The sequence below is a fragment of the Streptomyces sp. NPDC027962 genome, from assembly GCF_055566095.1.
This window is the reverse complement of the sequence record NZ_JBVHTA010000023.1, coordinates 77,290-102,897: the sequence shown is the minus strand read 5'-3', so window position 1 is coordinate 102,897 and position 25,608 is coordinate 77,290. Positions and strand designations below refer to the sequence as shown.

At 68.5% G+C, this 25,608-nt stretch carries 21 protein-coding genes and 1 pseudogene; 13 read left to right on the top strand and 9 right to left on the bottom strand.

What is annotated here, in order from left to right; all coding sequences use genetic code 11:
- The first annotated feature begins 281 nt into the window (after positions 1-281).
- The 5 genes from ACZ4SA_RS22085 to ACZ4SA_RS22065 all read left to right on the top strand — a co-directional run bounded on the left by ACZ4SA_RS22085 (position 282) and on the right by ACZ4SA_RS22065 (position 7,019).
- The gene (locus ACZ4SA_RS22085; protein WP_468277082.1) at positions 282-992 is read left to right on the top strand and encodes a thioesterase II family protein; all 711 of its coding nucleotides are present in this window, start codon (positions 282-284) and stop codon (positions 990-992) included.
- 20 nt (positions 993-1,012) lie between these two features.
- Complete coding sequence (locus ACZ4SA_RS22080) at positions 1,013-1,843, top strand: SDR family oxidoreductase (protein ID WP_468277079.1); 831 nt, start codon at positions 1,013-1,015, stop codon at positions 1,841-1,843.
- Between the two features lie 50 nt (positions 1,844-1,893).
- Positions 1,894-4,815, top strand: coding sequence for a non-ribosomal peptide synthetase (locus ACZ4SA_RS22075; RefSeq protein WP_468277077.1), 2,922 nt, complete (start codon positions 1,894-1,896; stop codon positions 4,813-4,815).
- A 162-nt stretch (positions 4,816-4,977) separates the two neighbouring features.
- A complete protein-coding gene (locus ACZ4SA_RS22070) occupies positions 4,978-5,526 on the top strand; it encodes a hypothetical protein (protein WP_468277076.1) in 549 nt (182 codons plus the stop codon).
- Between the two features lie 806 nt (positions 5,527-6,332).
- A complete protein-coding gene (locus ACZ4SA_RS22065; RefSeq protein WP_468277073.1) occupies positions 6,333-7,019 on the top strand; it encodes an LmbU family transcriptional regulator in 687 nt (228 codons plus the stop codon).
- 130 nt (positions 7,020-7,149) lie between these two features.
- On the opposite strand, the gene ACZ4SA_RS22060 is transcribed toward ACZ4SA_RS22065, so the two are convergent.
- Positions 7,150-7,794, bottom strand: a complete 645-nt coding sequence (locus tag ACZ4SA_RS22060) for an FMN-binding negative transcriptional regulator (protein WP_468277070.1) — start codon at positions 7,792-7,794, stop codon at positions 7,150-7,152.
- 325 nt (positions 7,795-8,119) lie between these two features.
- Between ACZ4SA_RS22060 and argJ the strand changes: the two genes are divergently transcribed.
- From argJ to ACZ4SA_RS22020, 8 genes and pseudogenes are all read left to right on the top strand, one after another.
- Positions 8,120-9,274, top strand: a complete 1,155-nt coding sequence (gene argJ, locus ACZ4SA_RS22055; RefSeq protein WP_468277068.1) for a bifunctional glutamate N-acetyltransferase/amino-acid acetyltransferase ArgJ — start codon at positions 8,120-8,122, stop codon at positions 9,272-9,274.
- Positions 9,271-10,146 carry an acetylglutamate kinase gene (argB, locus tag ACZ4SA_RS22050; protein ID WP_468277065.1) on the top strand — a complete coding sequence of 292 codons (876 nt, stop codon included), beginning with the start codon at positions 9,271-9,273 and terminating at the stop codon, positions 10,144-10,146. Before argJ ends, argB begins: the two co-directional genes overlap by 4 nt.
- Positions 10,143-10,726: pseudogene (locus ACZ4SA_RS22045) on the top strand (aminotransferase class III-fold pyridoxal phosphate-dependent enzyme); the annotation flags it as partial. The gene argB and the pseudogene ACZ4SA_RS22045, both read left to right, overlap by 4 nt.
- Positions 10,727-11,113: 387 nt before the next feature.
- Positions 11,114-11,704 (top strand): hypothetical protein, encoded by a 591-nt coding sequence (locus tag ACZ4SA_RS22040; RefSeq protein WP_468277062.1) that lies wholly within the window; start codon positions 11,114-11,116, stop codon positions 11,702-11,704.
- A 109-nt stretch (positions 11,705-11,813) separates the two neighbouring features.
- Positions 11,814-14,060 carry an MMPL family transporter gene (locus ACZ4SA_RS22035; RefSeq protein WP_468277059.1) on the top strand — a complete coding sequence of 749 codons (2,247 nt, stop codon included), beginning with the start codon at positions 11,814-11,816 and terminating at the stop codon, positions 14,058-14,060.
- Between the two features lie 642 nt (positions 14,061-14,702).
- Positions 14,703-14,963: an isocitrate/isopropylmalate family dehydrogenase gene (locus tag ACZ4SA_RS22030; RefSeq protein WP_468277057.1), complete on the top strand. Its 261-nt coding sequence runs from the start codon at positions 14,703-14,705 to the stop codon at positions 14,961-14,963.
- Between the two features lie 605 nt (positions 14,964-15,568).
- Positions 15,569-15,844 carry a helix-turn-helix transcriptional regulator gene (locus tag ACZ4SA_RS22025; RefSeq protein ID WP_468277055.1) on the top strand — a complete coding sequence of 92 codons (276 nt, stop codon included), beginning with the start codon at positions 15,569-15,571 and terminating at the stop codon, positions 15,842-15,844.
- 496 nt (positions 15,845-16,340) lie between these two features.
- Positions 16,341-17,150: a hypothetical protein gene (locus ACZ4SA_RS22020; protein WP_468277052.1), complete on the top strand. Its 810-nt coding sequence runs from the start codon at positions 16,341-16,343 to the stop codon at positions 17,148-17,150.
- Here the strand turns inward: ACZ4SA_RS22020 and ACZ4SA_RS22015 are convergent.
- The 8 genes from ACZ4SA_RS22015 to ACZ4SA_RS21980 all read right to left on the bottom strand — a co-directional run bounded on the left by ACZ4SA_RS22015 (position 17,147) and on the right by ACZ4SA_RS21980 (position 25,568).
- Positions 17,147-17,545: a 5-carboxymethyl-2-hydroxymuconate Delta-isomerase gene (locus ACZ4SA_RS22015; RefSeq protein WP_468277049.1), complete on the bottom strand. Its 399-nt coding sequence runs from the start codon at positions 17,543-17,545 to the stop codon at positions 17,147-17,149. The genes ACZ4SA_RS22020 and ACZ4SA_RS22015 overlap by 4 nt on opposite strands.
- Before the next feature lie 62 nt (positions 17,546-17,607).
- Positions 17,608-18,714, bottom strand: coding sequence for a prephenate dehydrogenase (locus ACZ4SA_RS22010; RefSeq protein ID WP_468277047.1), 1,107 nt, complete (start codon positions 18,712-18,714; stop codon positions 17,608-17,610).
- Between the two features lie 86 nt (positions 18,715-18,800).
- Positions 18,801-19,739: a DMT family transporter gene (locus ACZ4SA_RS22005; RefSeq protein ID WP_468277044.1), complete on the bottom strand. Its 939-nt coding sequence runs from the start codon at positions 19,737-19,739 to the stop codon at positions 18,801-18,803.
- Positions 19,736-20,983: an aminotransferase-like domain-containing protein gene (locus tag ACZ4SA_RS22000; RefSeq protein ID WP_468277114.1), complete on the bottom strand. Its 1,248-nt coding sequence runs from the start codon at positions 20,981-20,983 to the stop codon at positions 19,736-19,738. The genes ACZ4SA_RS22005 and ACZ4SA_RS22000 overlap by 4 nt, the downstream gene beginning before the upstream one ends.
- A gap of 61 nt (positions 20,984-21,044) precedes the next feature.
- Positions 21,045-21,965, bottom strand: coding sequence for a phytanoyl-CoA dioxygenase family protein (locus ACZ4SA_RS21995; RefSeq protein WP_468277042.1), 921 nt, complete (start codon positions 21,963-21,965; stop codon positions 21,045-21,047).
- The gene (locus ACZ4SA_RS21990; RefSeq protein ID WP_468277041.1) at positions 21,962-23,131 is read right to left on the bottom strand and encodes an alpha-hydroxy acid oxidase; all 1,170 of its coding nucleotides are present in this window, start codon (positions 23,129-23,131) and stop codon (positions 21,962-21,964) included. The genes ACZ4SA_RS21995 and ACZ4SA_RS21990 overlap by 4 nt, the downstream gene beginning before the upstream one ends.
- Positions 23,128-24,237 carry a 4-hydroxyphenylpyruvate dioxygenase gene (gene hppD / locus ACZ4SA_RS21985; protein ID WP_468277040.1) on the bottom strand — a complete coding sequence of 370 codons (1,110 nt, stop codon included), beginning with the start codon at positions 24,235-24,237 and terminating at the stop codon, positions 23,128-23,130. The genes ACZ4SA_RS21990 and hppD overlap by 4 nt, the downstream gene beginning before the upstream one ends.
- Positions 24,238-24,803: 566 nt before the next feature.
- On the bottom strand, positions 24,804-25,568 hold the full coding sequence (locus ACZ4SA_RS21980; RefSeq protein ID WP_468277038.1) for a DeoR/GlpR family DNA-binding transcription regulator: 765 nt from the start codon (positions 25,566-25,568) through the stop codon (positions 24,804-24,806).
- Positions 25,569-25,608 lie beyond the last annotated feature (40 nt).

The window sequence follows — 25,608 nt, the reverse complement described above, 5'->3', positions numbered from 1 at the left end:
GGCTGCTGGGTCAAGCAGGGAGCCTACCCGGACGCCATGTCCGCGAAGGCATGGTGTCCCGTCGACAGGACACGTGAATCCCTTTACGGTGTGGCGGGCGGGGTTATGCCCCTTCGGGTTATTCGAGTTCACTCCGGAAGTCGATGGTCACCGGCCCTGAGCAGCCCGGATCCTCCCTGAGCCGACCTGCCTCTCCGTCCTGTCGACGGGACAGGGGCCACTCCTGCTCCGGACGCCACTGCCCACAGCCGTGCAGTCCGCAGTCAACCGCTCGAGAAAGAATGGGGAAACCATTGCTGTCAAAGCATTTTCCGCTGGTTTGCTTGCCCTTTGCCGGGAGCGGCGCGGGATTCTACCGCGCATGGACGGAAGTATCAGGGCAGGACATCAAGGTGCTTCCCGTGCAACTGCCGGGACGCGAGGAACTTTTCCTGGACGAGCCTTTCACCGACGCGATCGAAGCAGCCGGACATCTCGCACCGCAGGTTGCCGAACTCACCGCGGAATTTCCGGCCTTCGGGCTCTTCGGTCACAGCCTGGGGGCCGTTCTGTGCTATGAAATCGCGCGGGAACTCCAGCGGCTCGGCCACCCGGGTCTCACGCATCTCTATGTGAGCGGTTCCCCCGGCCCGTGGAACGGACGTGACTCCAGGGCGACCGGTCTGAACGACGACGAATTCGTCGAGCGGGTGCAGGAGTTCGCCGGATACCGGCACGCGGCGTTCGACAACCCGGATCTGAGGGAGCTGCTGCTGCCCGTGCTCCGTGCGGACGTGGCCATGCACGAGAACTACAAGCCGTCCTCGAACGAGCCTCTCACCGTCTCGGTCACATCGCTGCGCGGCGAGGACGACGCCCTGGTCTCCAGGGAGCACGCACAGCAGTGGCGCGAGATCACGAAGGTCGAGTTCCGGTACGTCGAACTGCCGGGCGGACACATGTATCTGGCCGACTCGGCCGAGGCGCTGCTGCGCATCGTCGCCGGGAGCTGAACGGAACGGGACTGGGAGCCATGGGCACGTTGCTGGAAGGCAAGACCGTCGTGATCACGGGAGCGGCCCGTGGTCTCGGCCGGGAGTGCGCCGTCCGGTTCGCGGACGAGGGCGCCGATCTGGCGCTGCTCGACATCGCGGGCGATCTCGACGGTGTGAGGTATCCGCTCGGCAGCCGGAGCCAGTTGGAGCACACGGCGGAGCTGTGCGAACGGCGGGGCAGTGCCGTGGTCGCTGCCGCGGTCGATGTGCGCGACACGGCTCAGGTCGAGACCGCCGTGAAGGAGGCCCTGGCCCGGTTCCACACCGTCGACGTGCTCGTCAACAACGCCGGCATCGCGGCGCCGTCGGGTGTGGTGCTCCATGAGATCAGCGAGCCCGACTGGTCACTCATGCTGGACGTCGACCTCTCGGGCGCCTGGAGAATGATCAAGGCGGTGGCGCCGGCCATGGTCGAGCAGAAGTCCGGCAGCATCATCAATGTCTCCTCGACGGCCGGGCTGGTCGGCTACCGCAACTTCAGCGGATACGTCACCGCCAAGCACGGCCTCATCGGCCTGACGAAGGCGGCGGCGCTGGACTACGCACCGCACCGGGTCCGGGTCAACGCGCTGTGCCCCGGCTCGGTGCGCGACAACCCGCTGGTCGAGGGCCGCATGCTGGTGGAGATCGCGCGCTCGCTCGATGTCCCCACCGGGGAGTACGAAGACCTCTTCCTGCGCGACCAGCCGATGAACGCGCTCATCGAATCCTCCGACATCGCAGGCGCCGCCACCTGGCTGGCCGGTGACGACTCCCTGCAGGTCACCGGCTCGGTGATCACCGTCGACGGAGGATTCACCAGCAGGTGAGCGCGTCTGCGGCGCACGAGACAACTCCGAGACCGGCAGGAGACCGGACCATGGCGCATACCGAGAACACAGTTGATGAGATCGAGCTCCGCGCCGCTGCGGCATCCGGCAGAGGACACCCCGTGCTGCCGTATCAGCAACGCCTGCCCGACCGAGGACGTGCCTGCCACGCTCTGATCGCGGGTCTGCCGGCGCCGGTGGACACCGCGGCGGTGCGCCGGCGGCTGGACGAAGCGACTCAACAGTGGGGCGTCCTGAGGGAGTTGGAGCTGTGGGAGACCGCGGTGCCGGCGCCGCAGGACGCCCCGGCTGCGCAAGAACGATTGCGGAAGGAGATGCTCCGCCCGGTTCATGACGATCTGCTCCCCGCACGCGCCGTCCTGCTGCGGTACAACGACGGCGCCGCGCATCTCGTATTCGTCGCCGACCGCAGACGGGTCGCGCGCACCGCCCTCGACCGGCTGGCCGACGCGCTGTCCCGCACCGATCAGGCCGAGAACGTGCCGTTCTCCGTCACCGAGGCCGCATCATCTCCCTCTGCGCCGTGGGCCCCGGTCGACTGGGGACTGGGGGATCCGGGCCGTCGCGGGATCGTCACCGGCCGTCAACTCGCCCTGCCGCATGCCGCGGTGAGCGGCAAGCTGCTGCTGGGTGCCGTCGCCCTGACCACGGCCAGGTACCGGGGGGAGCAGACCGTCGAGGTCGGGTATCTCGACACGGACTCCGGCGGCGCGACCACCGTGCTGCGCGTCGGGGAGATCGACGAGGAGCAGGGACCCGCCCGGCTGCTCGCACTGCTGGAGGGGACATCCCCCTCGCCGGCGGGACCCCGGCTGCCCGCGGTCGGTCTCCTGGTGTCCGGCGCGGACGACCACACGTATGCGCCCGCTCTGGCGCCGGTCTTCCCGCTCACGTTGCACTGCGCGGAGCGGGAAGACGGCACCGTGGAGGCGTCGGCCTGGTTCGACGAAGGCGTGGTCTCGCCGCAGGTGGCCGAGCTGTTCTGCGGATCAGTCGAGCGGCTGGCCGCCCTGCCGGCGGAGGAACCCGGCGAGTCCGCCCTGACGGCCGTACCTCTCATGACCCCGCAGACCACGGCGGAGATCCTGCGACTGGGAGGTGCCGGCCGCAGGCTCGGTGAGGGCGGGCGGATCGACCGTCGCTTCGAGGACGTGGCCCGCCGCTTCCCGGACGCGACGGCTCTCGTCGACGAGGACGGCGAGCTGACCTACCGTCAGCTCGATGAGGGCGCCGACGCCGTCGCGGCGGGACTGCGCGACCTCGGCATCGCTCCCGCGACCAAGGTCGGCGTCTGCCTGGACCGCGGCACTCCCCTCGTCGTCGCACTCCTCGGCATCCTGAAGGCGGGCTGCGCCTATGTACCGATGGACTTCCGCTACCCGGCCGACCGGCTGACGTACATCGTCGACGACGCCCGGCTGCCTGTCGTCATCGGCGACGCCGAGCAGTTTCCCGACATTCCGGATGTACGCGTCGTCGGCCTCGACGAGCTGGGCAAGCCCGGCGACCTCGTCGGAGCCGCGGCGACCGAGCGGGACGCAGGCCCCGACGACGCCGCCTACGTGATCTACACCTCGGGATCCACCGGCCGCCCGAAGGGTGTGGTCGTCCCCCACCGGAACGTGACCGCACTCCTGCAGGCCACCTCCACGGACTTCGCGCTGGGCCCCGACGATGTGTGGACCCTCTTCCATTCGAGTGCCTTCGACTTCTCGGTGTGGGAAATCTGGGGCTGCCTGCTCACCGGCGGGCGACTCGTCGTCGTCTCGTACTGGACGGCACGGGACACCGACGAGTTCCACCGGCTGCTCGCCGACCAACGGGTCACCGTGCTCAACCAGACCCCTTCCGCCTTCGCCCAGCTCGTGCGCGCCGACCAGTCGGCGGCGAGCGAACTGTCCGTACGGCTGCTGGTGTTCGGTGGCGAAGCGCTCGACGTACGACTGCTCGCCCCTTGGTTCGCCCGGCACTCCCCCACCTGGTGCCGGGTGGTGAACATGTTCGGCATCACGGAGACGACCGTCCATGTGACCGCGAAGACGATCACCCCGGCCGATCTCATCGCCGGGTCCCGCTCGGTCGGCCGCGCGCTGCCCGGCTGGTGGCTGTCCGTACGGGACACGAGGGGACGTGTCCTCCCCCCGGGTGCGGCGGGGGAGATTTACGTCGGCGGCGCCGGTGTGGCGGACGGTTACCTCGGCCGGCCGGAGCTGACGGCGCAGCGTTTCGTCGTCGACGAGGAAACCGGTGAACGCCTCTACCGCAGCGGTGACAAGGGACGGCTGCGGCCGGACGGGCAGCTCGACCACCTCGGCAGACTCGACAACCAGGTCAAGATCCGGGGGCACCGCATCGAACTGGACGAGATCCGGTCGGTGCTGGCCCGCGACCCGGCCGTGACCGCCGCAGTCGTGGTCGCCAACCAGGCGCCCCCCGGCGACTCCGCGAGCAGCCGTATCGATGCGTACGTCGTTCTCGACCCGGAACACGCGCAGAACACCGGCACCCGGCAAGTGCTCGACAACGCCCGTTGCATCCTGCCCGACTACATGGTTCCGTCCACACTCACCGAGATTGCCGCCGTTCCGCTCACGGCCAACGGGAAACCGGACGTGGCACAGCTCCCGCCACCCGCTCTCGCCGGGCCTGCGAACCGCGGGCACCCGGCCGAGGAGAGGACCGGGGCACCGTCCGGCGGCCTCGCCCAGGAGGTTCTGGACATCTGGCAGCAGAGCCTGAAGACGGACGTGGGCCGGGACGACAACTTCTTCGAGCTCGGCGGCAATTCCCTCCTGGTGGTGCACGTCCTCACCACGATGCGCGAGCGGGGGCTGCCCAGGATCGCGCTGCGCGATTTCTACGCCAACTCGACCGCCGGCCAGTTCATCAGGCTCGTCGAGGGCCTGCACGACAGTGCCGTAACGAGCGGGAACGGAGCGCCGCTCACGTAGCGCCATGACGCAGGGGCGGACACAGGGCGGGCCGGTGTGATCCCTTCGCACCGGCCCGCCCTGTGCCCGCCCGGCTCCCGGCCGCTCGGCGTGGCGCGGGGGCGGTGATCACCACCGCGGACGGACTTGCACATCGCGCCACGTCAGCGTGAGGATGACGCCATGGAACTCATGCGGTATGTCGACAATCTGCGGCAGGAACTGATCGCCGCGGCCGAGGCAGGTGACGCGCAAGCACGCGAACTCGCCGAACGCCTCGTCGCGCCGCTGTCCTCCGCCGTCCGGCTCGTTCTGCTCGATGCCCTGTCGGCCGCCGCGGACGAGATCACCCGGGAGCTGGCTCCGGGGGCCGTCGAGATCCGGCTGCGCGGACTGGACCCCCGCTTCGTCGTCACGCTGCCGCCGTCCGAGGATGCATCGGAAGACGCCGAGGACGACTTCGCGCGGTCACGCCATGGCGCCCTTCCGACCCTGCCGGCCCCACCGCCGCCCGCAGCTGGCGCCAAGGAAGGCGCCACATCCCGCATCAACTTCCGGCCGCCCGAGCAGTTGAAGGCCAGGATCGAGGAGGCAGCAGGCCGCGAGGGGCTGTCGGTCAACGCCTGGCTGGTCCGTGCGGCCTCCGCCATGCTGACCTACGACGAGCCCGCCCGACGTCCCGAACGCCGCACTCCGCAGGGCGGCCAGAGCTACACGGGCTGGGTGAGCTGATTCGCCGGGGAGTGCCTGGCTCACGGCCCGGAATATTCTCTGTACCGTCCGTGACAGGAACACATGGCGGCTTTTCCCCGCCTGACTGACTCGTGTACGCGTGCACGAGTCAGGCCGAATGATCTCTTTCGCTGGCCGGAACCGAGCGGGACGCCCCACACTCATTCCGCGGACTATAACGGAATGTAATCCTCCGATAAGGAGAATTCGTGCCGCGGGAGTGCCACGCTCTTCGGGCCTCGAAAATTCGTGCCCGGCGGTGGCAATTTCCTTGAATCCTCAGCCGGTCCCGGGTTCTACTGGAATGACCTTGAAAGAGGATCGCTGGGGATCCTCTCGATGCTGGCAGGCACACGCGCCGGCAGCTGCCATGTCTAGGGGGACTTGTGGTCGAGGCGTACGGGGCGACTGGTTGCTGGGCGCTTTCCTGCAGATGCCGACCTGAGCGACGCCTCCACAGACCCGAAGCACATGCCGAGCGGCAGGGACTTCCCCTGCCGTGTACGGTCGATCGCCGCGCCTCTGTGATGGCGATCCGTAGGCCGGACGCGAGCGTACGCCCGCGTCCGCGGCCCCCGGTCAGCAGCTGACTGGAAACAGGCACGATCGGATTCGGCGAACGGCCAGAACACAGCCCTCGTCCGATCGTCCGGCGACAAGTGAACGCTCAGTTCTGTATCGCCGTGCGCGAAGGTGATCAATACCGCGCCGAATCCAGTTGTCACTGTCAGATCCCTCTGTATTTGCTCCTGTTCGGGAGCGGGCCGATATGCCCTCACCCCATGGACGTACATGCACATGGAGGCATGATGATGAATCAGGCTGGCGACCTCGACGGATCCAAGGTCGTACTGTTCCGCAACAACCCGGACCGCGTGCCACGGCAGCGGAGAACAAGCGGCGACGAGCCGCGCAGCCAGGTGCTCACGACGAACGTGGGGCTACAGATCCCCACCGGACTGACGTTCGACGACTGGGAACGCGCGGGGAGGCAGCTCTCTGGAATAGTAAATTCCTCGTCCTGGTGGCTCGGCGACTGGCTGGTCTACGGGAAGGATCACTACACCGACCGGTACCAGCGCGGAATCCGCGCCGCCGGTCTGCAGTATCAGACACTGCGGAACTATGCATGGGTCTCGCGGCGCTTCGAGTTACATCGCCGTCGAGCGGGACTGACCTTCCAGCACCACGCGGAACTCGCCTCTCTGTCGGTCGGGGAACAGGACTTGTGGCTCGACCGGGCCGAGCAGATGGGGTGGACCACGAAGCAGTTGCGCAATGCCATCCGGCTGGCCCGTGAGGACGAGAGGCACCAGGGAAAGCAGGTCGAACCCACCCGGCAGCTCGCCGTACCGGGAAATCGGCTCCAGTGGTGGCACAAGGCCGCTGAGCAGTCGGGAATCGACTTCGAGCAATGGGTGCTCGCCACGCTCGACAACGCGGCCGAACGGGCCCTGGAGGAAGTGGAGGAACAGGCAGGCATCAGCGCCTGATCCGGTCGAGCCGAGTTGACGGGGGAACAGCCTCGCCGGAGCCCGGACAGGACGACATGAGACGCAGGGCCCGCACTCCTGACAGAGTGCGGGCCCTCGCCGTTCCCACAGCGCTCCCGTGCCACAGCCGTCACGGCAACTGACTCATGAACGCGGCCGTCTCGCGGTGCCGGCCGCACTCCCGCCCGCTGAACTCCTGCTGCACACGGTCGCGGACCTCCGGCTTCTGCTCCTGGCTGAGCTTGAACATGCCCTCGGCCCCCGACACAGTGAGTCGGAACGCCCCGACGCCGGGCACGATCCTGCGGAAGTAGTCGAGCGATTCGGTCATGTCCCAGTCGGCACCGAAATCCGCCTCGAAAGCCCGCACAGTGGACTGGACCACTTCCAGGGTCTCCTCGGTGGAATCGATTTTCTCCACCACACCGCGCACATGCACCGAGGTGAAGTTCCACGTCGGCGCGGCCGGTGTCACCTTGTACACCGTGGGCGAGACATAGGCGTGCGGACCGGTGAATGTCAGCAGGACAACGTTGCCACTTTCCAGGGCCTTCCATTGAGGATTTGCCCTGTTCATATGCCCCAGCAACGTGGCGCCCGACAGATCGGCGGACCACTCAGCGGTCATCGCGGGGTCTGGAATGACGGGAAGGTGTGTGGCGAACGGGGCATCGGTCACGGCTCCGTTGCTCACCATCAGCGCCAGTGGATTGTTGCGGAGCAGATCGACCATCCACGAACTGTCCGGTTCGCGATATTGACTGGGAACGAACATGCGACTCGCCCTTTCGGTGATCCGACACGTAAGGAATGGCTTCAAGTCGGGGACGTTATCAGTGCCTTGAGCTTCGAAGTCAAATAGCGGGAACCGTCGCGCCGCTGTCCTGTCGGCGGGACAGCGACCCATGTTTCCGGACCAACGGAAACCGCATCTCTGCCGCTTCCGGTATGGTGCACCGACGTTATCCGGCGTAATACTGAATTGCCCTGGCACGGCGCGTCGGTTGATTCGACGGCAGCGTCTTCCGGATTGACATTCCTGTCACGCACAAGGGCGCTCCGAGTAACGAACTGTGGCCTTTCACCGGAGGAGTTGCACCATGAGTGTCACGGAAGCACGCGGATTCTCGGCAGCGGGTGTCGCCGCCGGGATCAAGGCCGACGGCAAACCGGATCTGGCGCTTGTGGTGAACAGTGGCCCGCGCAGGGCGGCGGCCGGTGTCTTCACTTCCCACCGGGCGAAGGCGGCGCCGGTGGTGTGGTGCGAACGTGCCATCGTGGATGGCGCCTTGAGCGCCGTCCTACTCGACTCCGATGGCACCAACGCCTGTACGGGGCCGGAGGGCCTGGAGGACGTCCGCGTCACCGCGGAGAAGGTGGCCGGCGTGCTCGACGTCCATGACGCGACCGATGTCGCCGTCGTGTCCACCGGGCTCATCGGTGTCCGGCAGCCGATGGACAGACTGCTCACGGGAGTCGAGAAGGCAGCCGCGGACCTCTCCGCGGAGGGCGGGGAGAATGCCGCGATCCCCATCAAGACCGCCGACAGCGTGCACAAGACCGCCGTGGCCGAGGGCGACGGCTGGATTGTCGGGGGCATGGCAAAGGATGCGGGCATGCTTGCACCCGGTCTCGCCACCACGCTGGTCGTCCTGACCACTGACGCGGACCTCGACGGGGAAGCCCTCGGCAGCGCCCTGCCTGCGGCGACCCGTACGACCTTCGACCGCGTCGACTCCGACGGCTGCATGTCCACCAACGACACCGTGCTGCTGCTCGCCTCCGGGGCGTCCCGGGTCGTCCCCGCGTACGAGGAGTTCGCGGCGGCCGTGCACACGGTCTGCGAGGACCTGGCGCGACAGCTCGTCGCCGACGCCGAAGAGGCTTCCAGGGACATTCGGATCGACATCGTCAGCGCGGCCTCGGAGGACGATGCCGTCGAGGTCGGGCGGTCGATAGCCCACAACAACCTGCTCAAGTGCGCCCTGCACGGCGAGGATCCCAACTGGGGCCGGGTGTTCGCCGCGATCGGCACCACTTCCGCGGTCTTCGAGCCGGACCGGCTGAATGTCGCCGTCAACGGCGTCTGGGTGTGCAGGGGCGGATCGATCGGCGAGGACCGCGACACGGTGGACATGCGCGGCCGGGAGGTCGTCAACACTGCCGACCTCGCGGCGGGAGACGCCGCGGCGACTGTCTGGACCAACGACCTGACCGCCGCGTACGTCCACGAGAACAGCGCGCACTCCTCATGAGCGCACTTCGGCACAGCGCTCCGGCCGCCGCCCGGCCCGCCCCCGGACAGCGCGGGACGGTCGTCATCAAACTGGGCGGAAACGCCATGGTGGACGAGGAGCACAAAGCGTCCTTCGCCGACGACGTCGTGCGGGTGCGAAACGGGGGGCTCAGCCCGGTCGTCGTGCACGGCGGTGGCCCGCAGATCAGCGCGGAGCTCGAACGGTACGGGCTGAACTCGGAGTTCAGGGCAGGCCTGAGGGTCACCACTCCCCCGGCGATGGACGTGGTCCGGATGGTGCTCGCCCGGGTGCAACGCGACTTGGTCGGACTGATCAACCGTCACGGGCCGTACGCGGTCGGCATGACCGGCGAGGACGCGGACACCATCACGGCGGTCAGACATCTGCCCGTGATCGACGGCGAACCGCTGGACATCGGGAGAGTCGGCGAGATCAGCGAGGTGGACACCGGCGTCCTCGAGGCGCTGCTCGCGGACGGCCGCATTCCTGTGGTCTCGTCGGTCGCCCGCAGCGCCGACGACAGCCACGTCTACAACGTCAACGCCGACACGGCGGCCGCCGCGCTGGCCACCGCGCTCGGCGCCCGGGAACTGCTCCTGCTCACCGATGTGCAGGGCCTCTACGCGAACTGGCCGCACAGCGACGAGTTGATCGACAGCCTCACCGCCACCGAACTCGAGAAGCTGCTGCCCGAGCTGACCCACGGCATGGTGCCGAAGATGGCGGCCTGCCTGCACGCGGTACGTCATTCGGTCGCCAGGGCGCGGGTGCTGGACGGGCGCGTACGGCACTCGGTCCTCACCGCGATGTTCACCGACGAGGCGTCCGGCACCACGGTCGTGGCGGACGAGGAAGGGGGGCTGCGATGAGCGGGACGGGGAACACTGGGCTCACCGAGCGCTGGCAGGCGTCGCTGATGGACACCTACGGACCCCGCGGGTGCCGCTGGTACGCGGCGAGGGTGCCGCGTTCTGGGACGCCGACGGCAAGCAGTACCTGGACCTCCTCGGCGGTATCGCGGTCAACTCCCTGGGTACCGCGCACCCGGACGTGGTCGCTGCGGTGCGCGAGCAGATCGGCCGGCTCGGCCATGTCTCGAATCTCTTCGTCGCCGAGCCGCAGGTCCGGCTCGCCGAACGGCTGCTGAAGCTGTCGGGCCGAGCTGGACGGGTCTTCTTCGCCAACTCCGGCGCCGAGGCGAACGAGGCCGCGTTCAAGGTCGGGAGGCTGACCGGGCGCAGCCGGATCGTCGCGGCCCAGGGAGCTTTCCACGGCCGCACCTTGGGGGCGCTCGCGCTCACAGTGCAGCCCGCGAAGCGGAACCCGTTCCAGCCGCTGCCCGGCGGGGTCACCCATGTGCCGTTCGGGAACGCCGAGGAACTGCGGGCAGCCGTCGACACCGACACGGCGCTGGTGGTCCTGGATCCGGTCCAGGGCGAGAACGGCGTCACGCCCGGGCGATCCGCCTCGCCCCGCCGCTGATCATCGGTGACGACGGTGGCGGCGTCCCTCCGGGCGCTGCCGGGTGTGCTGGCAGGTGTACGAGGAGAGGGGCATCTGACCGGCGAGACCACCGTGGCGCCACACGTGGCGTCAATAATGAGTCGCTGACACCATTCGACCCCTGAATCCCGCCCGACGAGAGGCCCGCCGCCATCCCGCGCCCACTGACCCTCAGCTCGTCCATTTACGCAGATGAGAGACCTGATCAAATGCGGTATCGCATCGCTGGCGTCCCCGTCGCACGGGTACGGGGAGCAGGCGCGTTTCGGTCAAGCTCACCCACGCCGCCATGACCACCAGAGGATGGCACCACAGATGTGCCATGATGGCGTCATGGATCTCACGCCGTACGTCGACTACCTCCGACATGAGCTCGTGGCCGTCGCCGACGCGGGCGGCGACGAAACCCGTGCCCTGGCCGACCGGCTCACCGCTCCCCTGGAGTCCGCAGCCCGCCTGGCCCTGCTCAACGCACTGTCCGAGGCCATGGGCCGAGTCAGCCGCGATCTGGCGCCGGGCTCGGTCGTCCTGCGACTGGACGGTCTCGCACCAGAGTTCGTGGTGACACCCCCGGCGAACCGGCAGGGACGTGGAGGACATGGCGGCGACAACTCGGCGAAGGCGCCGGGCCCCACAACTCCCGGCGGGCACATCCGGCTCCAGTTCGCCGACCTGCGCGGATTCGAATCGGCCGCCGCCGCCTTCGACGCCGTGACAAGCGACAACGCCGCACTCGCCGTGTACATCCCCACGGACGGCGGCATCCCCGCGCTCCGGGCGGTCCTGGACGTCCTGGACAACGAGTCGATCAAGGCCGAGACGCTCACCGTCCACACCCCCGACCTCGACAACGTCTTCCTCACCTGCACCGGCCGGTCCCAGCCCGACGACGGCCTCAACCTGCGGAAGGAGAACCACCCGTAGCGGCCCGGCGCCCCTTGGGCCGGACTCGTCCCTCCCCCGTGGACTGTGTCGTCACCGCAATCCCCGACCCCCACCGTTCACCGGCGAATCCGATAGGAGCTCTTTCGCTGTGGCTACCCTTCTCTACAAACTCGGCCGCCTCGCCTTCCGGCGCAGGGGCACGATGGCACTGCTCTGGGTGCTGATCTTCATCGGCGCGATCTTCGCAGCCTCCTCCGCCCCGCCTCTTCCCGCCGACACGTTCACGATGCCGGGCACAGAGACGCAGAAGGCCTACGACCTGCTCAAGGACAAGTTCCCGACCCTGAGCGCCGACGGGGCCAAGGCCCGGGTGGTCGTACGCGCGCCCGTAGGCAAGAAGCTCTCCGACCCCGGCGAGAAGCGGAAGGTCGACGCCCTGGTCGCCGACCTGGACCGGGCCCCCGAAGTCGTCAGCGTCGTCGACCCGTTCAAGGGCCAGGCCGTCAGCAAGGACGGCACCACCGGCTACGCATCCGTCGCCTACGAGGTCGGGGCCACCCGGGTGAGCCCGGAGGCACACGAAGCGCTCACCAAGGCAGTGGAGGACGCCCGCGACAGCGGCCTCACGGTCGAGATGGGCGGCGATGCCGTGCCCCCGTCCCAGACGATGGGCTCCGGAGAGATCATCGGCATCGCCGTCTCCGCCGTCGTACTGCTCATCACCTTCGGCTCACTGCTGGCCGCCGGAATGCCACTGCTCACCGCCATCATGGGCGTCGGCGTCGGTATCTGCGGCATCGTCACGCTCGGCAGCACACTCGGCCTGTCGTCCACGACGTCGACGCTGGCACTGATGCTCGGCCTGGCGGTCGGCATCGACTACGCCCTCTTCATCCTCTCCCGCTACCGCGCCGAGATCGCCGATGGCAGGGACCGCCAGGAGGCCGCGGGGCGAGCGGTCGGCACCGCGGGCTCCGCGGTCGTCTTCGCAGGTCTCACCGTCGTGGTCGCACTCGCGGGTCTCGCCGTCGTCAACATCCCCATGCTCACCAAGATGGGTCTGGCCGGCGCGGGCACCGTGGTCGTCGCCGTACTCATCGCGATCACGCTCGTCCCCGCGCTGCTCGGCTTCGCACCCGTCAAGGTCCTGCGCCGCAGGGACCGGGCGCAGCAGTACGGCAAGCCGCTCTCGCCCCGTCAGCAGCGCAAGGCAGCGAAGCGTGCGGCCCGGCAGAAGCCGAACCTGGGCACCCGTTGGGCAAAGCTGGTCCTGCGCCACCCCGTCGCCATTCTGCTGGTCGGCGTGGTGGGTCTCGGCGCCGTTGCCGTGCCCGCCGCGAGTCTGGAGCTGGGGCTGCCGTCCGAGGGGACGATGGCGGCCGAGACCACCCAGCGCAAGGCGTACGACATGGTGTCCGACTCCTTCGGCTCCGGCTACAACGGCCCGCTGATGGTGACGGTGGAGGCCAAGGACGCGGCGGCCGCTGCCGACAAGGTGGGCAAGCAGCTGCGCAAGGAGAAGGGCGTCGTCTCCGTGAGCCCGGCGGACGCCAACAAGGCCGGCGACACCGCGATCCTGAACATCATGCCGTCCACCGGACCGGCCGACCCGAAGACCGAGGACCTGGTCAAGTCGCTGCGTGCCACGGCGAAGGGCATCGAGGCGGACACAGGCACCCGAGTCCTGGTGGCCGGTCAGACGGCGATGTTCATCGACTTCTCCAAGACCCTCGACGAGGCACTGCTCCCCTACCTCGCCCTGGTCGTCGGCCTCGCGTTCCTGCTGCTGACGCTGGTCTTCCGGTCCATCCTCGTCCCGCTCAAGGCCGCCCTGGGCTTCCTGCTCTCCGTGGCCGCGGCCCTCGGCGCCGTGGTGGCGGTCTTCCAATGGGGCTGGCTGGCCGACGTGTTCGGCGTCGACGAGCCGGGTCCGGTGATGAGCACGATGCCGATCTTCATGATCGGCGTGGTCTTCGGTCTCGCCATGGACTACGAGGTCTTCCTGGTGACCCGGATGCGCGAGGCGTACACCCACGGCGCGCACACCCGCGACGCGGTCGTCACCGGCTTCCAGCACGGCGGCCGGGTGGTCGCGGCGGCAGCGCTCATCATGACGAGCGTCTTCTCCGGCTTCATCATGGAAGACAACGACTTCATCCAGATGATCGGCTTCGGCTTGGCGATCGCGGTACTGTTCGACGCGTTCATCGTCCGCATGGCCATCGTGCCTGCCCTGTTCGCGCTGCTGGGCAACTCGGCGTGGTGGATGCCGAAGTGGCTCGACCGCCTGCTGCCGAACATGGACGTCGAGGGCGAACGACTGTCACGCCTCCAGTCCCCCGAACCGCACCTGCCGCATCGCCGCCGGGAGACACAGCCGCACTTCTCGGACTGACACACAACCCTGCGGTGTGTGCATCAACTGGCACTCGTCCCCTCCCGGTCCGGGCAGGAACGTCGAGGTACCTCTGCTGACGCCGGCCGGCGACCACGGCACCGGATCCCCGGTATTCGACGCCCGCCGCGCTCCCGGCCAGCACGCACGTGGCGCACGAGAAGCACTACGGCCGAACTCGGCCCTTTTGCCGCGCCCTCCGAGGGGCCGTGCGTCAAACGAGCGTCACCAGCGTCGGCGTGCGTCACGGTCAGGCTCGCTGCTCAAGCTGCACTGTCCTCCGGAGACAGCCCAGCTCAGGCCAGCGGAAACAGCTGCGGCGCCGCCGGCCACACCCGGGAAGGGTGTGGCCGGCGGCGCCGAGGAACCGCAATGGGCGAGGTGGGCTCACCGGTTGCGTGCCGCAGTCGTCGAGCTGGAGGCAACCCCCGCTGGAACGATCAGCTGGGAATCGAGCCGCTCCCAGGCTCCGAGGACCGCTTGGTGAGCATCGGCGGCGAGGTGCGCGTACCGCTGTGTGGTCCGGTAGCTCTCCTGCCCGAGGAGGTGATGCACCTCGTACAGCGAGACACCTTCCGGCGGTGACGATGATCCGGTGGAAGGGCGCCGTGTCGGCTCGTACCCAGCCTCGGCGAGGAGGTGGTGTTCGCCGGCCTGGAGAGCTACATGGGGCGGTCGACGCAAAGGTCGCCAGATCGTGCCGGGCAGGGCCTGGCCAACCCGATCGGCGCGGTCGGCAGCGCCGCCCTGATGCTGGAGCGCTTCGGCCTCCCCGACCAGGCGGCCCGCCTCCACAAGACGATCGAGGCTACGACCGCCGTCGTCATCCTCACCCGCGACGTCGGCGGCACGGCCACGACCGAGGACGTCACCAAGGCCCTCATCGACACGCTCAACCCCTGACGGCGGGTGAGGACGGGATCCCCTTCGGGCCGCCGATGGGGATCCCGGTGGGCAAGGGCGTGGGATCCGTGATCTCCGAAAACACGGAGCAGACCGACCGTCACAATGACCTAACCAGACAAAGCCGCTACATAGGGCTTTACCCACAGTCGAGCTGACAGTCCGTCAGAACGTACGTCATTCGTGCGTCAAGACTCACAGCAGTCGGGCAGCGCCACCACGCGAAACACTCACCGAACACCAGAAACCGCAGGTCGGACCGCGACCCCCGCTTTCACCTGTTGTCCATCCCGAAGCAGGTCGAGCGGACCACTGAAATCAGAGAACCGCAGGTCAGGCGCCCTTCGCCGCAGGCCCAAGGATCACGACGCACTCCACGTGAGCGTCATCGGAAACACGTGGAGACAACGCCGACGGCCCCAACCAGCAATGCTGGCGCCGATTGGGCCCGTTGCAACTCATCCCTAACGCTGAGCGGAGCAGGGTATCCGCCAATGGCCGGTTACCGAATCCGGTGATTCCTCGGACTATTGGCAGTCCACCGCATCTTCCCGCTTCCCCACCGCCCCGGAAGCAACCAAACCCGAAAGGCACTGCTGACACGAATGCCCAGCCAGAGCAGCGAAACGCATCACGGCCCGTTCAGCCCCGAGCACATCCGCGCCACCTGGAGCGGGACCGCGAGCGTCGAGGATGCCGCCCAGGCGTTCGGCTTGTCGAGATCGAAGAGCTACGACCTTGTTCGCCGCGGGCAATTCCCCTGCCGCGTGCTGCCGATAGGCCGCACCGCCCGCGTCGTCACCGCCTCGCTCCTCCGCGCACTCGAGAGCGGCGAGCCGGAGTACAACGGAGCCTCCAGTGCAAGCCCAAATCCGCCTTGACCAACTGCACGACGACGCCCCGCCGGAGCAAGCCGACGGGGGCCCTCACGTGTCACAGGCGTGTCACCAACCCCACGGACGCACTCACGCCACAAGGCCCTGACCTGGACCTACGCGCTCACCCTGGGCCAGCTGGACGCCCATGGACGGTTTCTACGACATGTGCCATGTGGTGCCGAGGGACGGTCCCAGGACCAGGACCGGGGCGTCTTCCGGCCCGTCAACGCGGTATTGCAGGGTCTTCGGGGGCAGATGCGTCTGCGTCTCACTCACCCGCTCACGCTCCCACATCTCACAATTTCTCACCGACAGGGGTCGGGACGCTGGCCAACCTCCCCACGCTTCTGCCGCCGGGCGCAGATCCTCCACGTCCGGCTTGACGTACCACTTCTTGGTCGTCTTGACCGGAACTGCCCGCCCTGAAGATGGTCGACCGGACCGCCGGTAAGGGTGCCTCTGCCGTCATCCACTGCGCGTCCTGCGACAGCGGCGCCCGATGAACGAGGCCCAGGGCGAGGCGGGCAAGGCGAAGCTGCCGCAGTGCCGCGGCCGCCACCCGCACCTGGACGCCTTCGAACCCAAGGGGTGCGGCAACGACACCAAGCTGATGCTCGTCGGGGCCGCCTCCAACCTATGGTTCCCGGCCACCCGGTCGATCATCGTCATGCCGGAGTCCCAGGAAGAGAAGGCCAGCGACCTGGCCGACCGGGTGCGCACCGCACTCGGCGACGAGCTCGCCAAGTACCGCGCCAACCTCGACCTGATCAGGGATCTGCTCGGGATGGACGGCGGTGTCGACGTCACCGGCCTGTCTGACCACGACCTGCAGCAAGTCCTTCATGCCGCCTCCGCACCGACCGACACGCCGGAGGAGCAGGAAGAGAGACTCCACGACTGGGATCCGGTCGACCTCCTCGTCCCCGAATGGCGATACTTGCTGCGCGATATCGTCGGCACTCGCGTCGAGGACCTGTTTCCTGTCACACCTGCGTTAATGCAGCTCTTGGTGGCATCGGCAATGCCGGGACAGCAGAAGCCACACCCTCGAACTCAGCGGCGTCTGCGGCAACTGCCTACGCAATGGAGACCGGCACGATACGCGGTGAGCCGGCCCTCACGGTCGCGAATGATCACGAGGGATGCTCGGTTGCGGCGCGATTGCTCCACCGCGTGGGAGACACTGCCGTTGAGGTCGCTGTCCGGCTCGCCGCCGAACACACGCCCAGCGAGCCGACCAGCCCCGCCCGGACCGACTCGCCCTACCGCACTCTGCCGCCCCCGTCGGGTGACCTTCACTGGGCGCTAGCTGCTCAACGAGCTGCCCGTGCCCCGGCTGCCGCCGGGCGTCACATGCTTGGTGTACGCCTCGTCGAGGTCCCAGACGTCCACGGAAGCGTGTACCGCCGCGCCGGGCACGGACGCGGTGTGGCGGCGTACCAGGTCGAGTACCACTTCGCTCAGCCCCCGCTTGGTCTCGGCCGTGCGGCCGGGCAGGATGGCGACATCGACGTGCATCAGCGCCTGGCCGGGGCCTCCGTCGGCGATGACGACCTCGTCGACGCGCCGGAAGCGGGTCTTGCAACTCTCGATCGTGATGCCGTCGACCGTTTTCGCTGCCAGCGCGTGCAGTTCGAGCGCGAACCGTCGGCGGTCGAGGGCGGCTTCCACGGTGCTGTCGTAGTCGACGATGAAGTGCGGCATTCCTCGGTGCTCCTTTGTTCGTCTTCCGGATGTCCGGGGCGGACCGGTCACGTCACGCCGGGTCAGGCCAGAGCCGCGACCTGCTGGACCGCCCATCCTCGGTCGCGCAGGGCCTCGGTGAGCGGGCGTGCGCTTTCGGGTGCCACCTGGATCTCGACCGTGTCGTGCGGTGGCGCCCCGTCGTCCGGCAGGACCATGCCCTCCAGATCTATCCGTGCCGCGCTCACGTCGTCCAGCAGCCAAGCCAGCGGCCGGTTCCGGCCGACGAGGGTGACGGAGAGCGAGGTGTGGGGCACCGTCGTCCCTCCGTAGCCATGAGTGGTGACGATCCGGGACCGTCCCTCGCTGCCGCGCCGCAGGATCTCGGTCAGGTCGGCCAGTGCTCCGTCCTGGCGGTCCCGCTCACCGTCGGTCAGCCTCGCGAGCGCGTCAGCCGCTCTTCGCAGGTCGTGGGTGAGTTCGTCGAGCAAGAGTCCGACCGCCGCCGCGTTGCACGCGAGTATGTCCGCCCACAGACCGGCGTTGCCGGCGGCGATCCGGGTGACGTCCCCCATGCCACGGCCAGCCAGCCGCACGGCATAGTCCTCGCCCTCCAGCAGCCGGGCGGCGGTGAGGCTCGCCATCAGGTGGGGCAGGTGCGATACGAGAGCCACGGCCCGGTCGTGGTCACGGGGGTCGAGCAGCACGGGCACGGCGCCGCACAGCGACACCAGTTCCAGAACGCGGTTGAGTGCGTCCTCATGGGTGTCCGTGGCCGGGGTGAGCACCCAGTGGCGGTCCTGGAAGAGATCGGCACGGGCCGCCAGCGGGCCGGAGCGTTCCCGCCCCGCCAGCGGATGCCCGCCCACCAGGACGGTGGTGTCGCACCCGAGATCCAGGCATTCGTCGTACACCAGGGCCTTCACGCTCGCCACGTCCGTGTAGACCTTGGCCAATTCGGCTTTCTGGTGTTCGGCAAGGGTTTTCGCTACCTGCGAGGGCGGGACAGCGATGACCGCGATGTCCACCGGCTCCGAAGGAGGGTCCGGTGTGCCCGCTCCCCGGGCGGCGGCGAGGCGCACGCCGGCGGGGTCGCGGTCGATCAAGTGGATGGTAACTCCACGGCCCGTCAGCGCCAGGGCGATCGACGTGCCGATGAGACCGGTTCCGACGACTGCGGCGGTACGCAAGGTGTCGCTCCTCGACCGTTGTGGGGGTGGGTGGCGGGGCTGTCCGGGCCGCTGGCGGGAAGGGACCGGACTGGCCGTCGGCCGGGCTACCGGTCGGCCGGGGCGGGCGCCGTCGGCTCCGCCGCGGGGAAGCGGTCGCCGGTCAGGCGCCGGAGCAGTGCCGGGCTGGTCAGCATGACGAGGTTGCCGACAAGGATCAGGACGACGCCCGCCAGGTCCCGTACCGTCCAGTGGAAGTCTTCGAACAGCGTGGACAGCAGGAGCGCCACGATCGGGAAGAGCACCATCGCGTAGGCGGCGCGCTCACCGCCGATCCGGCCGAGCAGGGTGAGATAGGCCCCGAAGCCGATCACGGAGCCGAAGACGACGAGGTAGAGGAGCGAGCCGGTGTATTCCAGGGTGAGTTCGAACAGTGTGCCGTCGCCGAGGAACGCCGCGAAGGGCGCCATGAGCAGCGCCCCGTAACCCATGGCGTAACCGGTGCCCTGGATGACGGGTATGCCCGCGGCCTGGGTCTTGCCGGAAACGACGTTGCCCAGGCAGAACACCAGAGTGCCGATGGCCGAGAGCACGATGCCCCGGCCAGCCCCGGAGGAGAAGCTGAACGTCTGGAATTCCGGCCAGAAGACCGTGGCGATGCCCAGCAGCCCCACCGCTCCTCCGACGAGTGTTTTCGCTGTGATCGTGCGCCGGAAGAAGATGCGGGCGAAGGCGATGTTCACCACCAGCGACATGGCGAAGATGATCGAGACGAGACCGGTGGTGAGGTGGTGTTCGGCGACGTAGAAGCACAGGAAGTTCGTGGAGAACATCAGCCCGCCCATGAGTGCGAACTGTCCGTGCACGCGCGCCGGGTAGCGCAGCGGCAGTCCGCGCAGGCGGGCCCACACCAGCAATATCACAGCGGCCAGGGCGAACCGGTAGGCGATGGACGCCGTGGGGTGCACATCTCCCAGCTGGCCCTTGATGGCCAGCCAGGTAGAACCCCAGATCAGTACGGTCACGACGTAGAGGACGGCGTTCACAGGCAACTCCGTTCCAGCAGGTCCACCAAGCGGCGGGCTCCCTCGGCGACTTGTTCCGGCGAAAGGTAGCTGAGGGAGAGCCGCATCTGATGCCGGCCGCCACCGTCCGGATAGAAGTAGCTCATGGGGGTCCAGATCACACCGTGCTCGCGGGCGGACACTTCGAGGAGCGCGTTGTCCGCGGGAACGGGGAGGGTGAGGGTGAGGAAGAACCCGCCCTCGGGAGAGTTCCAGTGAATCCCGGCGGCTTCGCTCCGTCCCGGCGGCAGCAGACGCTCCAGGCTGTCCAGCAGGAGCGCGAGGTTGGCGGCGTAGAAGTCGGCGGCCGGCTTGTTGGCCTCCCGCAGCCTGAAGTCGTGCGTCAGGAGCATGCCCCCGATGACCGCCTGGCTCAGCGCCGGTGTGTTGACCGTCACCATGCCCTTGATCTTCGACAGTTCGTCCGCGAGGAGCGTACGGCCGCCGTCCGTGGACTCAACGAGCTGGTCGGCGACGACGTAACCGACTCGGGCCCCAGGGAAGCACGTCTTGGCGAACGAGCCCAGGTAGACCACTCGCCGCCGGACGTCCAGCGCCTTGAGCGTGGGACTCCAGGTGCCGGTGCGGGTGAAGAAGCCGTACGGGTTGTCCTCCAGGAGGAGGAGGTCCTCTTGGTCGGCCAGGTCGAGCAGCCGGTGCCGCGCGGGCAGGGGCATGCGGGTGCCCGTGGGGTTGGAGAAGTCCGGCACCACATAGAGCGCGCGTGGCCGCTTCCCGGCCGCGCGGAGGCCGGCGACCGTCCGCCGCAGGGCTTCCTGGTCGACGCCGTGTTCGCCCTCGGGCACATGCACCGTCTCGATGTCCAGCAGCCGGGCCGCGCCGGTGATCCCGACGTAACAGGGCGAGGAGACGAGGAGGACGTCCGTGGGCTCGGCGAACAGCGCGCGCAGCGTGAGGAACATGCCCTCCTGGCATCCCACGGTGACCACGAGCGACTGGGGGTCCGCCTCGATGCCCTCGTCGTTGCGCAGGGTGCGGGACACCAGTTCGTGGATCTGGCCGTTGGTGCGGCCGTACTGGAAAAGGAGGGTCCTGACCTCGTCAGGGGTGCGGCCCAGGTCCTCGGAGAGGTGCCGCTTGTAGGCGTCGAGGTAGTCGCCGATCCGCTCGACCTCGAACAGGCCCTCGTACGGGCGGCCGGGGCCGAAGGAAATCGCGTCCGGGTGGCGGGTGGTGACCTCGTTGAGGAAGTTCATCACCTCCATCAGCGGGTCGCCGAGGGAACTGTGGAGGTCGTGGGCGGCCAGGACGTGGGGCCGGGAGCCGTCAGTCAACGGGGGTCTCCCACAGGACGGGGCAGAAGTCCGGGTCGGTGTAGTCGGGGTTGCCGTGTTCATCGCTGCGGACGAGCACGTCGTTGTTGTAGACCACGCGGTCACCGTTGGAGAGGTCGAAGGGCCGCCACTGGTTGCTGCGGTCCTGGAGGTGCAGGGATATGGCGCGGCGCGGCCGGTCGCTGACGTTGTACCCGCTGCCGTGATAGGTGCGGCAGTGGTGGAAGCTGATGTGTCCCTTGGGAATGTTGACGGGGACCTTGCGGACCTCGGCCGCGTTGTGGGCGGCGTTCTCCGCGAGCACTTCCTCCAGCTCCGACCGGTCGCGCTCGGCGAAGTGACGGGTGGTGGTGTCGTCTCCGCCGATCTCCTTCCAGCGGTGGCTGCCGTCGACCATCGTGATGGTGCCCATCTCCTCGTCACAGTCGTGGAAGGGGATGAAGGCGGTCAGCATCTCGTCGGAGGAGCAGGTCTGCCAGTAGTGACGGTCGAAGTGCCAGGGCACGATGTTGCGGGCGTCGTCCGCGCGCGGCGGCTTGTGGATGAGGGTGCTGTTCCACAGGCGTATCTGGCTGGTCTGCGCAATGCGCGCCGCGACCGCCGCGATGAGCGGCTTGGTCAGGATGCTGCGGATGGTGTCGTCCTCGTAGAAGATGTAGTCGTTGTGACGGTGCACATCGCCCTGGCTGGGCTCCCAGTAGGCCAGGCGCGGGGGGCGGGTCGGCAGGGGGCGGTCCCGGTGCCCGGCGTAGAAGCGGTCGCTCGCGGAGTCGAGAAGGTCGACCTCCTCGTCGGTCAGCAGCTTCTTCGACAGGTACCAGCCGTGTTCCTGGTAGAAGTTCACCTCGTCCTCGGACGGCAGGAGCTCCTGCTCGGCGGCGGTCAGCGAGAAGCGTGTGTCGTGCTTCGTCATGCCATGTCCCTGTCGTTCGTGTGGTGGTGGTGAGCGGCGTAGCGGTGGAGAAGGTCTTCGTTGATCGTGTCGAGGCGGGGCCGGCCGGTGAGCGCCATCGCTTCTTCCAGTTCCGCGTGGAGGGTGGCGAGGACGTGGGCGACGCCCGCCTCGCCGTCGACGGCGAGGCCCCACAGGACGGGCCGGCCGACCAGCACCGCGCGGGCTCCCAGGGCCAGCGCTTTCAGGACATCCGTGCCGCGGCGGATGCCGCCGTCCACGAGGATTTCGCAGTGTTCCGGTACGGCCGCGGCGACTTCGGGGAGAGCGTCCAAAGCGGCGACGACGCCGTCGAGTTGGCGGCCCCCGTGCGTCGACACGATCAGTCCGTCGACTCCCAGGTCGGCTGCTCGTCGCGCGTCCTCGGCGGTGAGCACCCCCTTGAGCACCAGGGGCAGGCGGGTGAGGGTGCGCAACCGCGCCAGGTCCTGCCAGGTGAAGGCGGCGTCATGGTGGCGGGCGGCGTGCTCGACCAGGGTGGAGCGGGCACGGTGGCCGTCGTGCAGCCCGGCGGCGTGTTCGTCGTCGAGATTGACCGGCCTGATGTGCGGCGGCAGGCTGAAGCCGTTGCGCAGGTCCCGCTCCCTGCGCGCCATCCGCGGGGTGTCGGCCGTGATGACGAGGGCCCGGTAGCCGGCGGCTTCCGCCCGATGCACGAGCGACTCGGTGGCTTCCCTGCGGCGCAGCATGTAGAGCTGCAGCCACAGCGGGCCGGTCGCGGCCGCGGCCATCTCCTCCAGGGTGGTGCTCGCGAAGGTGCTGGCGACGGTGAGTGCGCCCACCGCGCCCGCCGCTCGTACGGTGGCGGTCTCGCCCTCCGGGTGCACCAGGCGGTGGTAGGCCATGGGCGCGATGCCCACGGGGAACGCCACGGGGCTGCCGAGGAGCGTGGTTCCCAGTTCGCAGCGGGAGACGTCGACGAGGGCGCGCGGACGTAACCGATATTGGCCATAGGCCGCACGGTCGCCGCGCAGGGACACTTCGTCACCGCTGCCGCCGGCGATGTAGTCCCACACCGGCCGGTCGAGCCGGGCTCGGGCGGTCGCAGCGTAGTCCTGCCAGGACATGAGCGTGGTCGGATCCACGCCGTCGAGGGGGGCGGGCCGGGCGGCGGGGGGAGCGGTCATCCGCCGGCCTTCGCCATCGCGCCGAACGGCGCCGCCGCCTGCGGCTGATCGGCACGCTCGCGCTCCACGGCCTCGTAGAGCGCCTTGATGTTGCCGCTTCCGAAGGTACGGGCCTCCAGACGCTGGATCAGCTCGAAGAACACCGTCTTGCGTGCGTAGGGAGAGCGGGTGAAGACCTGGACCAGCTGGCCCCATTCGTCCCGGTCGGCCAGCAGGCCCAGTTCCTGCAGTACGGCGGGTTCGATGTGCACCTCTATGCCCCGCTCGGCCAGCGCAGCGTAGTAACCGGCCGGTGTGGGGAGCAACTCCGCTCCGGAGGATCGCAGTTCGCGCGCCGCGCGGGCGATGTCGTCGGTGCCGTACGCCACGTGCTGCACGCCGGGGCCGTCGAAGCCGTCAAGGAAGTCGTCGAGCTGCCCGCGGGCGCCGGCGGGGGCCGGTTCCACCATGGTGAAGGTGACGCCTCGGGTCTCGTCCTGCACGACCTTGGAGGTCATGGCCTGACCTCCTACGACGATGTACTCGTCGTAGGTGTGACTCAGGCCCAGGGTCCGCCGGTAGAAGTCGACCATGGTGTCCAGCGAGCCGGGGCGCAGGCACAGGGCCAGGTGGTCCACCGACCGGAGCAGCTCGGGTCCCGGAGCGCCGACGGCGGCCGACGGCAGGTAGCGCCCCGGCAGGAAGGTCTCCGTCGATCCGTCGCGCTGCACGAGGGTGTGGACCAGATCGTTGGTGGCGGCGATGGTGGCGCGGACGACGCGGCCGTCGGCGTCCTCGAACGTCTCCGGCTTCGCGACGGCCTCCGCCCCGGCGGCCACCGCGCGGTCGAAGTCCCCGGCGGCGTCGGTGGAACGCAGGGCCACGTCACGCACGCCGTCGCCGTGCCGGCACACGAACCGTGCGGCGGCGTGGTCGGCGTGCAGGGCGGACGTCAGCACCAGGCGTACGCCGCCGTGTGCGAGGACCAGTGAACGGGCCCCGGCGAGGCCGGTGTTCGGGCCCGCCTCGGCCACCACGCGGAACCCGTAGGTACCGCAGTAGTAATGGGCCGCCTGGTGGGCGTCCCCTACGAAGAACTCAACATGGTCGACTGAATGAACGGTCATGCTGATCCGATCTGTGCTTGAGGTGATAATCGGGCGCCGACGGCCGGGCTGCCGCGTCGGCCGCTACGGGCCGGGATCGGCCTTGCCGACGATGCGCGGCGGGCCTGGAGCAGTGGGGCTGGGGAGACATTCACCGGGCCCTCCGACCTGGTACCAAGGGGCTGTTGCACCGGAGAGTGGTCTCGCGCAGCCTCGGGACCCGAACGAGATACGGCATTGCCGAAGGCCTGCGGAGAGCAAAGCTCAACGACCCCGACCCCGTCAAGCGCCTTCCTCAGCGGGGCCACCTGGAACGATGTCACATGAACCACCATGCCTGGCCAGCGAGTTGATGAACACTCAACAGCAAAGAACGGCCGGAGTGCCCCCGCCCCTCCACCGTGACGTCACCTATAGTTCGGCATTGCCGAACGTGATTCAGATCCGTAGAGTCCTGACTCTGATCTTCTGAGGGCACGCGTGACACCGGCAACCCGCCGGCGAGAGGCCGGGTTTCGCGCGGCGGAAAGGACGGACAGACGTGAGACAGCCACCACCGTCGGCCGGGCCCTTCGTCCTCCGCCTCACTACTCCGCCGGGCGTACCACCTCCACCCCCTGGTCCCGCAACTCCTGCACCACCGAGGAGTCGTCGGGGGCGTCCGTGACGATGAGGGCGATCTGCCCCATCGAGCAGATACGACCGAGCGCCGCGCGACCGAGCTTGTCGGCGGTCGCGACGAGGATCACCCGCTGCGCCGCCTTCACGGCGGCACGCTTCACCTGTACGTCGTCCAGGTTGTAGGCAGTGGCGCCCTGGACCGGGTCGACGCCACAGCAGCCCAGGATGAACGTGTCGAAGCACAGGTCCTTGAACGTCTGGACAGGGGTGTGGCCGTAGAAGGAAAGCTCCTCGGGCCGCACCTGCCCGCCCGGCATCAGCAGCTGGATGCCGGAGTGCCCGGAGAGAGCGAAGGCGGCGTGCAGGGAGAGCGGGGTGACCGTCAACTGACGGCCGGTCATGGCCTTGGCGATGGCGACGGCCGTCGTGCCGGTGTCCAGAGCGACCGTCTCGCCGTCGGTCAGCAGCTCGACCACCGTGCGGGCAAGCCGCTCCTTGGCCTGCGCCTCCGACATGGCACGAATGGCGTACGGGGGCTCGACGCCACCGGGGAGGTTGCTCAGCGCACCTCCCCGCACCCGCCGCAGCGCGCCCCGGGACTCCAGGACCTCCAGGTCCCGGCGGATGGTCATCTCCGACGCCCCGGTGGCCCGGGCCAGCTCGGCCACGGTCGCGCGGTTCTCCTTCATGAGCAGCGCCACGACGAACTCGTGCCTCTCCATCACGTTCATGTGTCTGCTTTAGCACAGAAGAGTGCCCTCGCGAGCATAC

Coding starts and splice junctions, on each gene's coding strand:
- ACZ4SA_RS22020 (WP_468277052.1), top strand. CDS start 16,341: ATGAACGAGGCCCAGGGCGAGGCGGGCAAGGCGAAGCTGCCGCAGTGC.
- argB (WP_468277065.1), top strand. CDS start 9,271: ATGAGCGCACTTCGGCACAGCGCTCCGGCCGCCGCCCGGCCCGCCCCC.
- ACZ4SA_RS21980 (WP_468277038.1), bottom strand. CDS start 25,568: ATGAACGTGATGGAGAGGCACGAGTTCGTCGTGGCGCTGCTCATGAAG.
- ACZ4SA_RS21990 (WP_468277041.1), bottom strand. CDS start 23,131: ATGACCGCTCCCCCCGCCGCCCGGCCCGCCCCCCTCGACGGCGTGGAT.
- ACZ4SA_RS22015 (WP_468277049.1), bottom strand. CDS start 17,545: ATGCCGCACTTCATCGTCGACTACGACAGCACCGTGGAAGCCGCCCTC.
- ACZ4SA_RS22065 (WP_468277073.1), top strand. CDS start 6,333: ATGATGATGAATCAGGCTGGCGACCTCGACGGATCCAAGGTCGTACTG.
- hppD (WP_468277040.1), bottom strand. CDS start 24,237: ATGACCGTTCATTCAGTCGACCATGTTGAGTTCTTCGTAGGGGACGCC.
- ACZ4SA_RS22080 (WP_468277079.1), top strand. CDS start 1,013: ATGGGCACGTTGCTGGAAGGCAAGACCGTCGTGATCACGGGAGCGGCC.
- ACZ4SA_RS22000 (WP_468277114.1), bottom strand. CDS start 20,983: ATGGAGGTGATGAACTTCCTCAACGAGGTCACCACCCGCCACCCGGAC.
- ACZ4SA_RS22070 (WP_468277076.1), top strand. CDS start 4,978: ATGGAACTCATGCGGTATGTCGACAATCTGCGGCAGGAACTGATCGCC.
- ACZ4SA_RS21995 (WP_468277042.1), bottom strand. CDS start 21,965: ATGACGAAGCACGACACACGCTTCTCGCTGACCGCCGCCGAGCAGGAG.
- ACZ4SA_RS22085 (WP_468277082.1), top strand. CDS start 282: ATGGGGAAACCATTGCTGTCAAAGCATTTTCCGCTGGTTTGCTTGCCC.
- ACZ4SA_RS22040 (WP_468277062.1), top strand. CDS start 11,114: ATGGATCTCACGCCGTACGTCGACTACCTCCGACATGAGCTCGTGGCC.
- ACZ4SA_RS22075 (WP_468277077.1), top strand. CDS start 1,894: ATGGCGCATACCGAGAACACAGTTGATGAGATCGAGCTCCGCGCCGCT.
- ACZ4SA_RS22060 (WP_468277070.1), bottom strand. CDS start 7,794: ATGTTCGTTCCCAGTCAATATCGCGAACCGGACAGTTCGTGGATGGTC.
- ACZ4SA_RS22025 (WP_468277055.1), top strand. CDS start 15,569: ATGCCCAGCCAGAGCAGCGAAACGCATCACGGCCCGTTCAGCCCCGAG.
- argJ (WP_468277068.1), top strand. CDS start 8,120: ATGAGTGTCACGGAAGCACGCGGATTCTCGGCAGCGGGTGTCGCCGCC.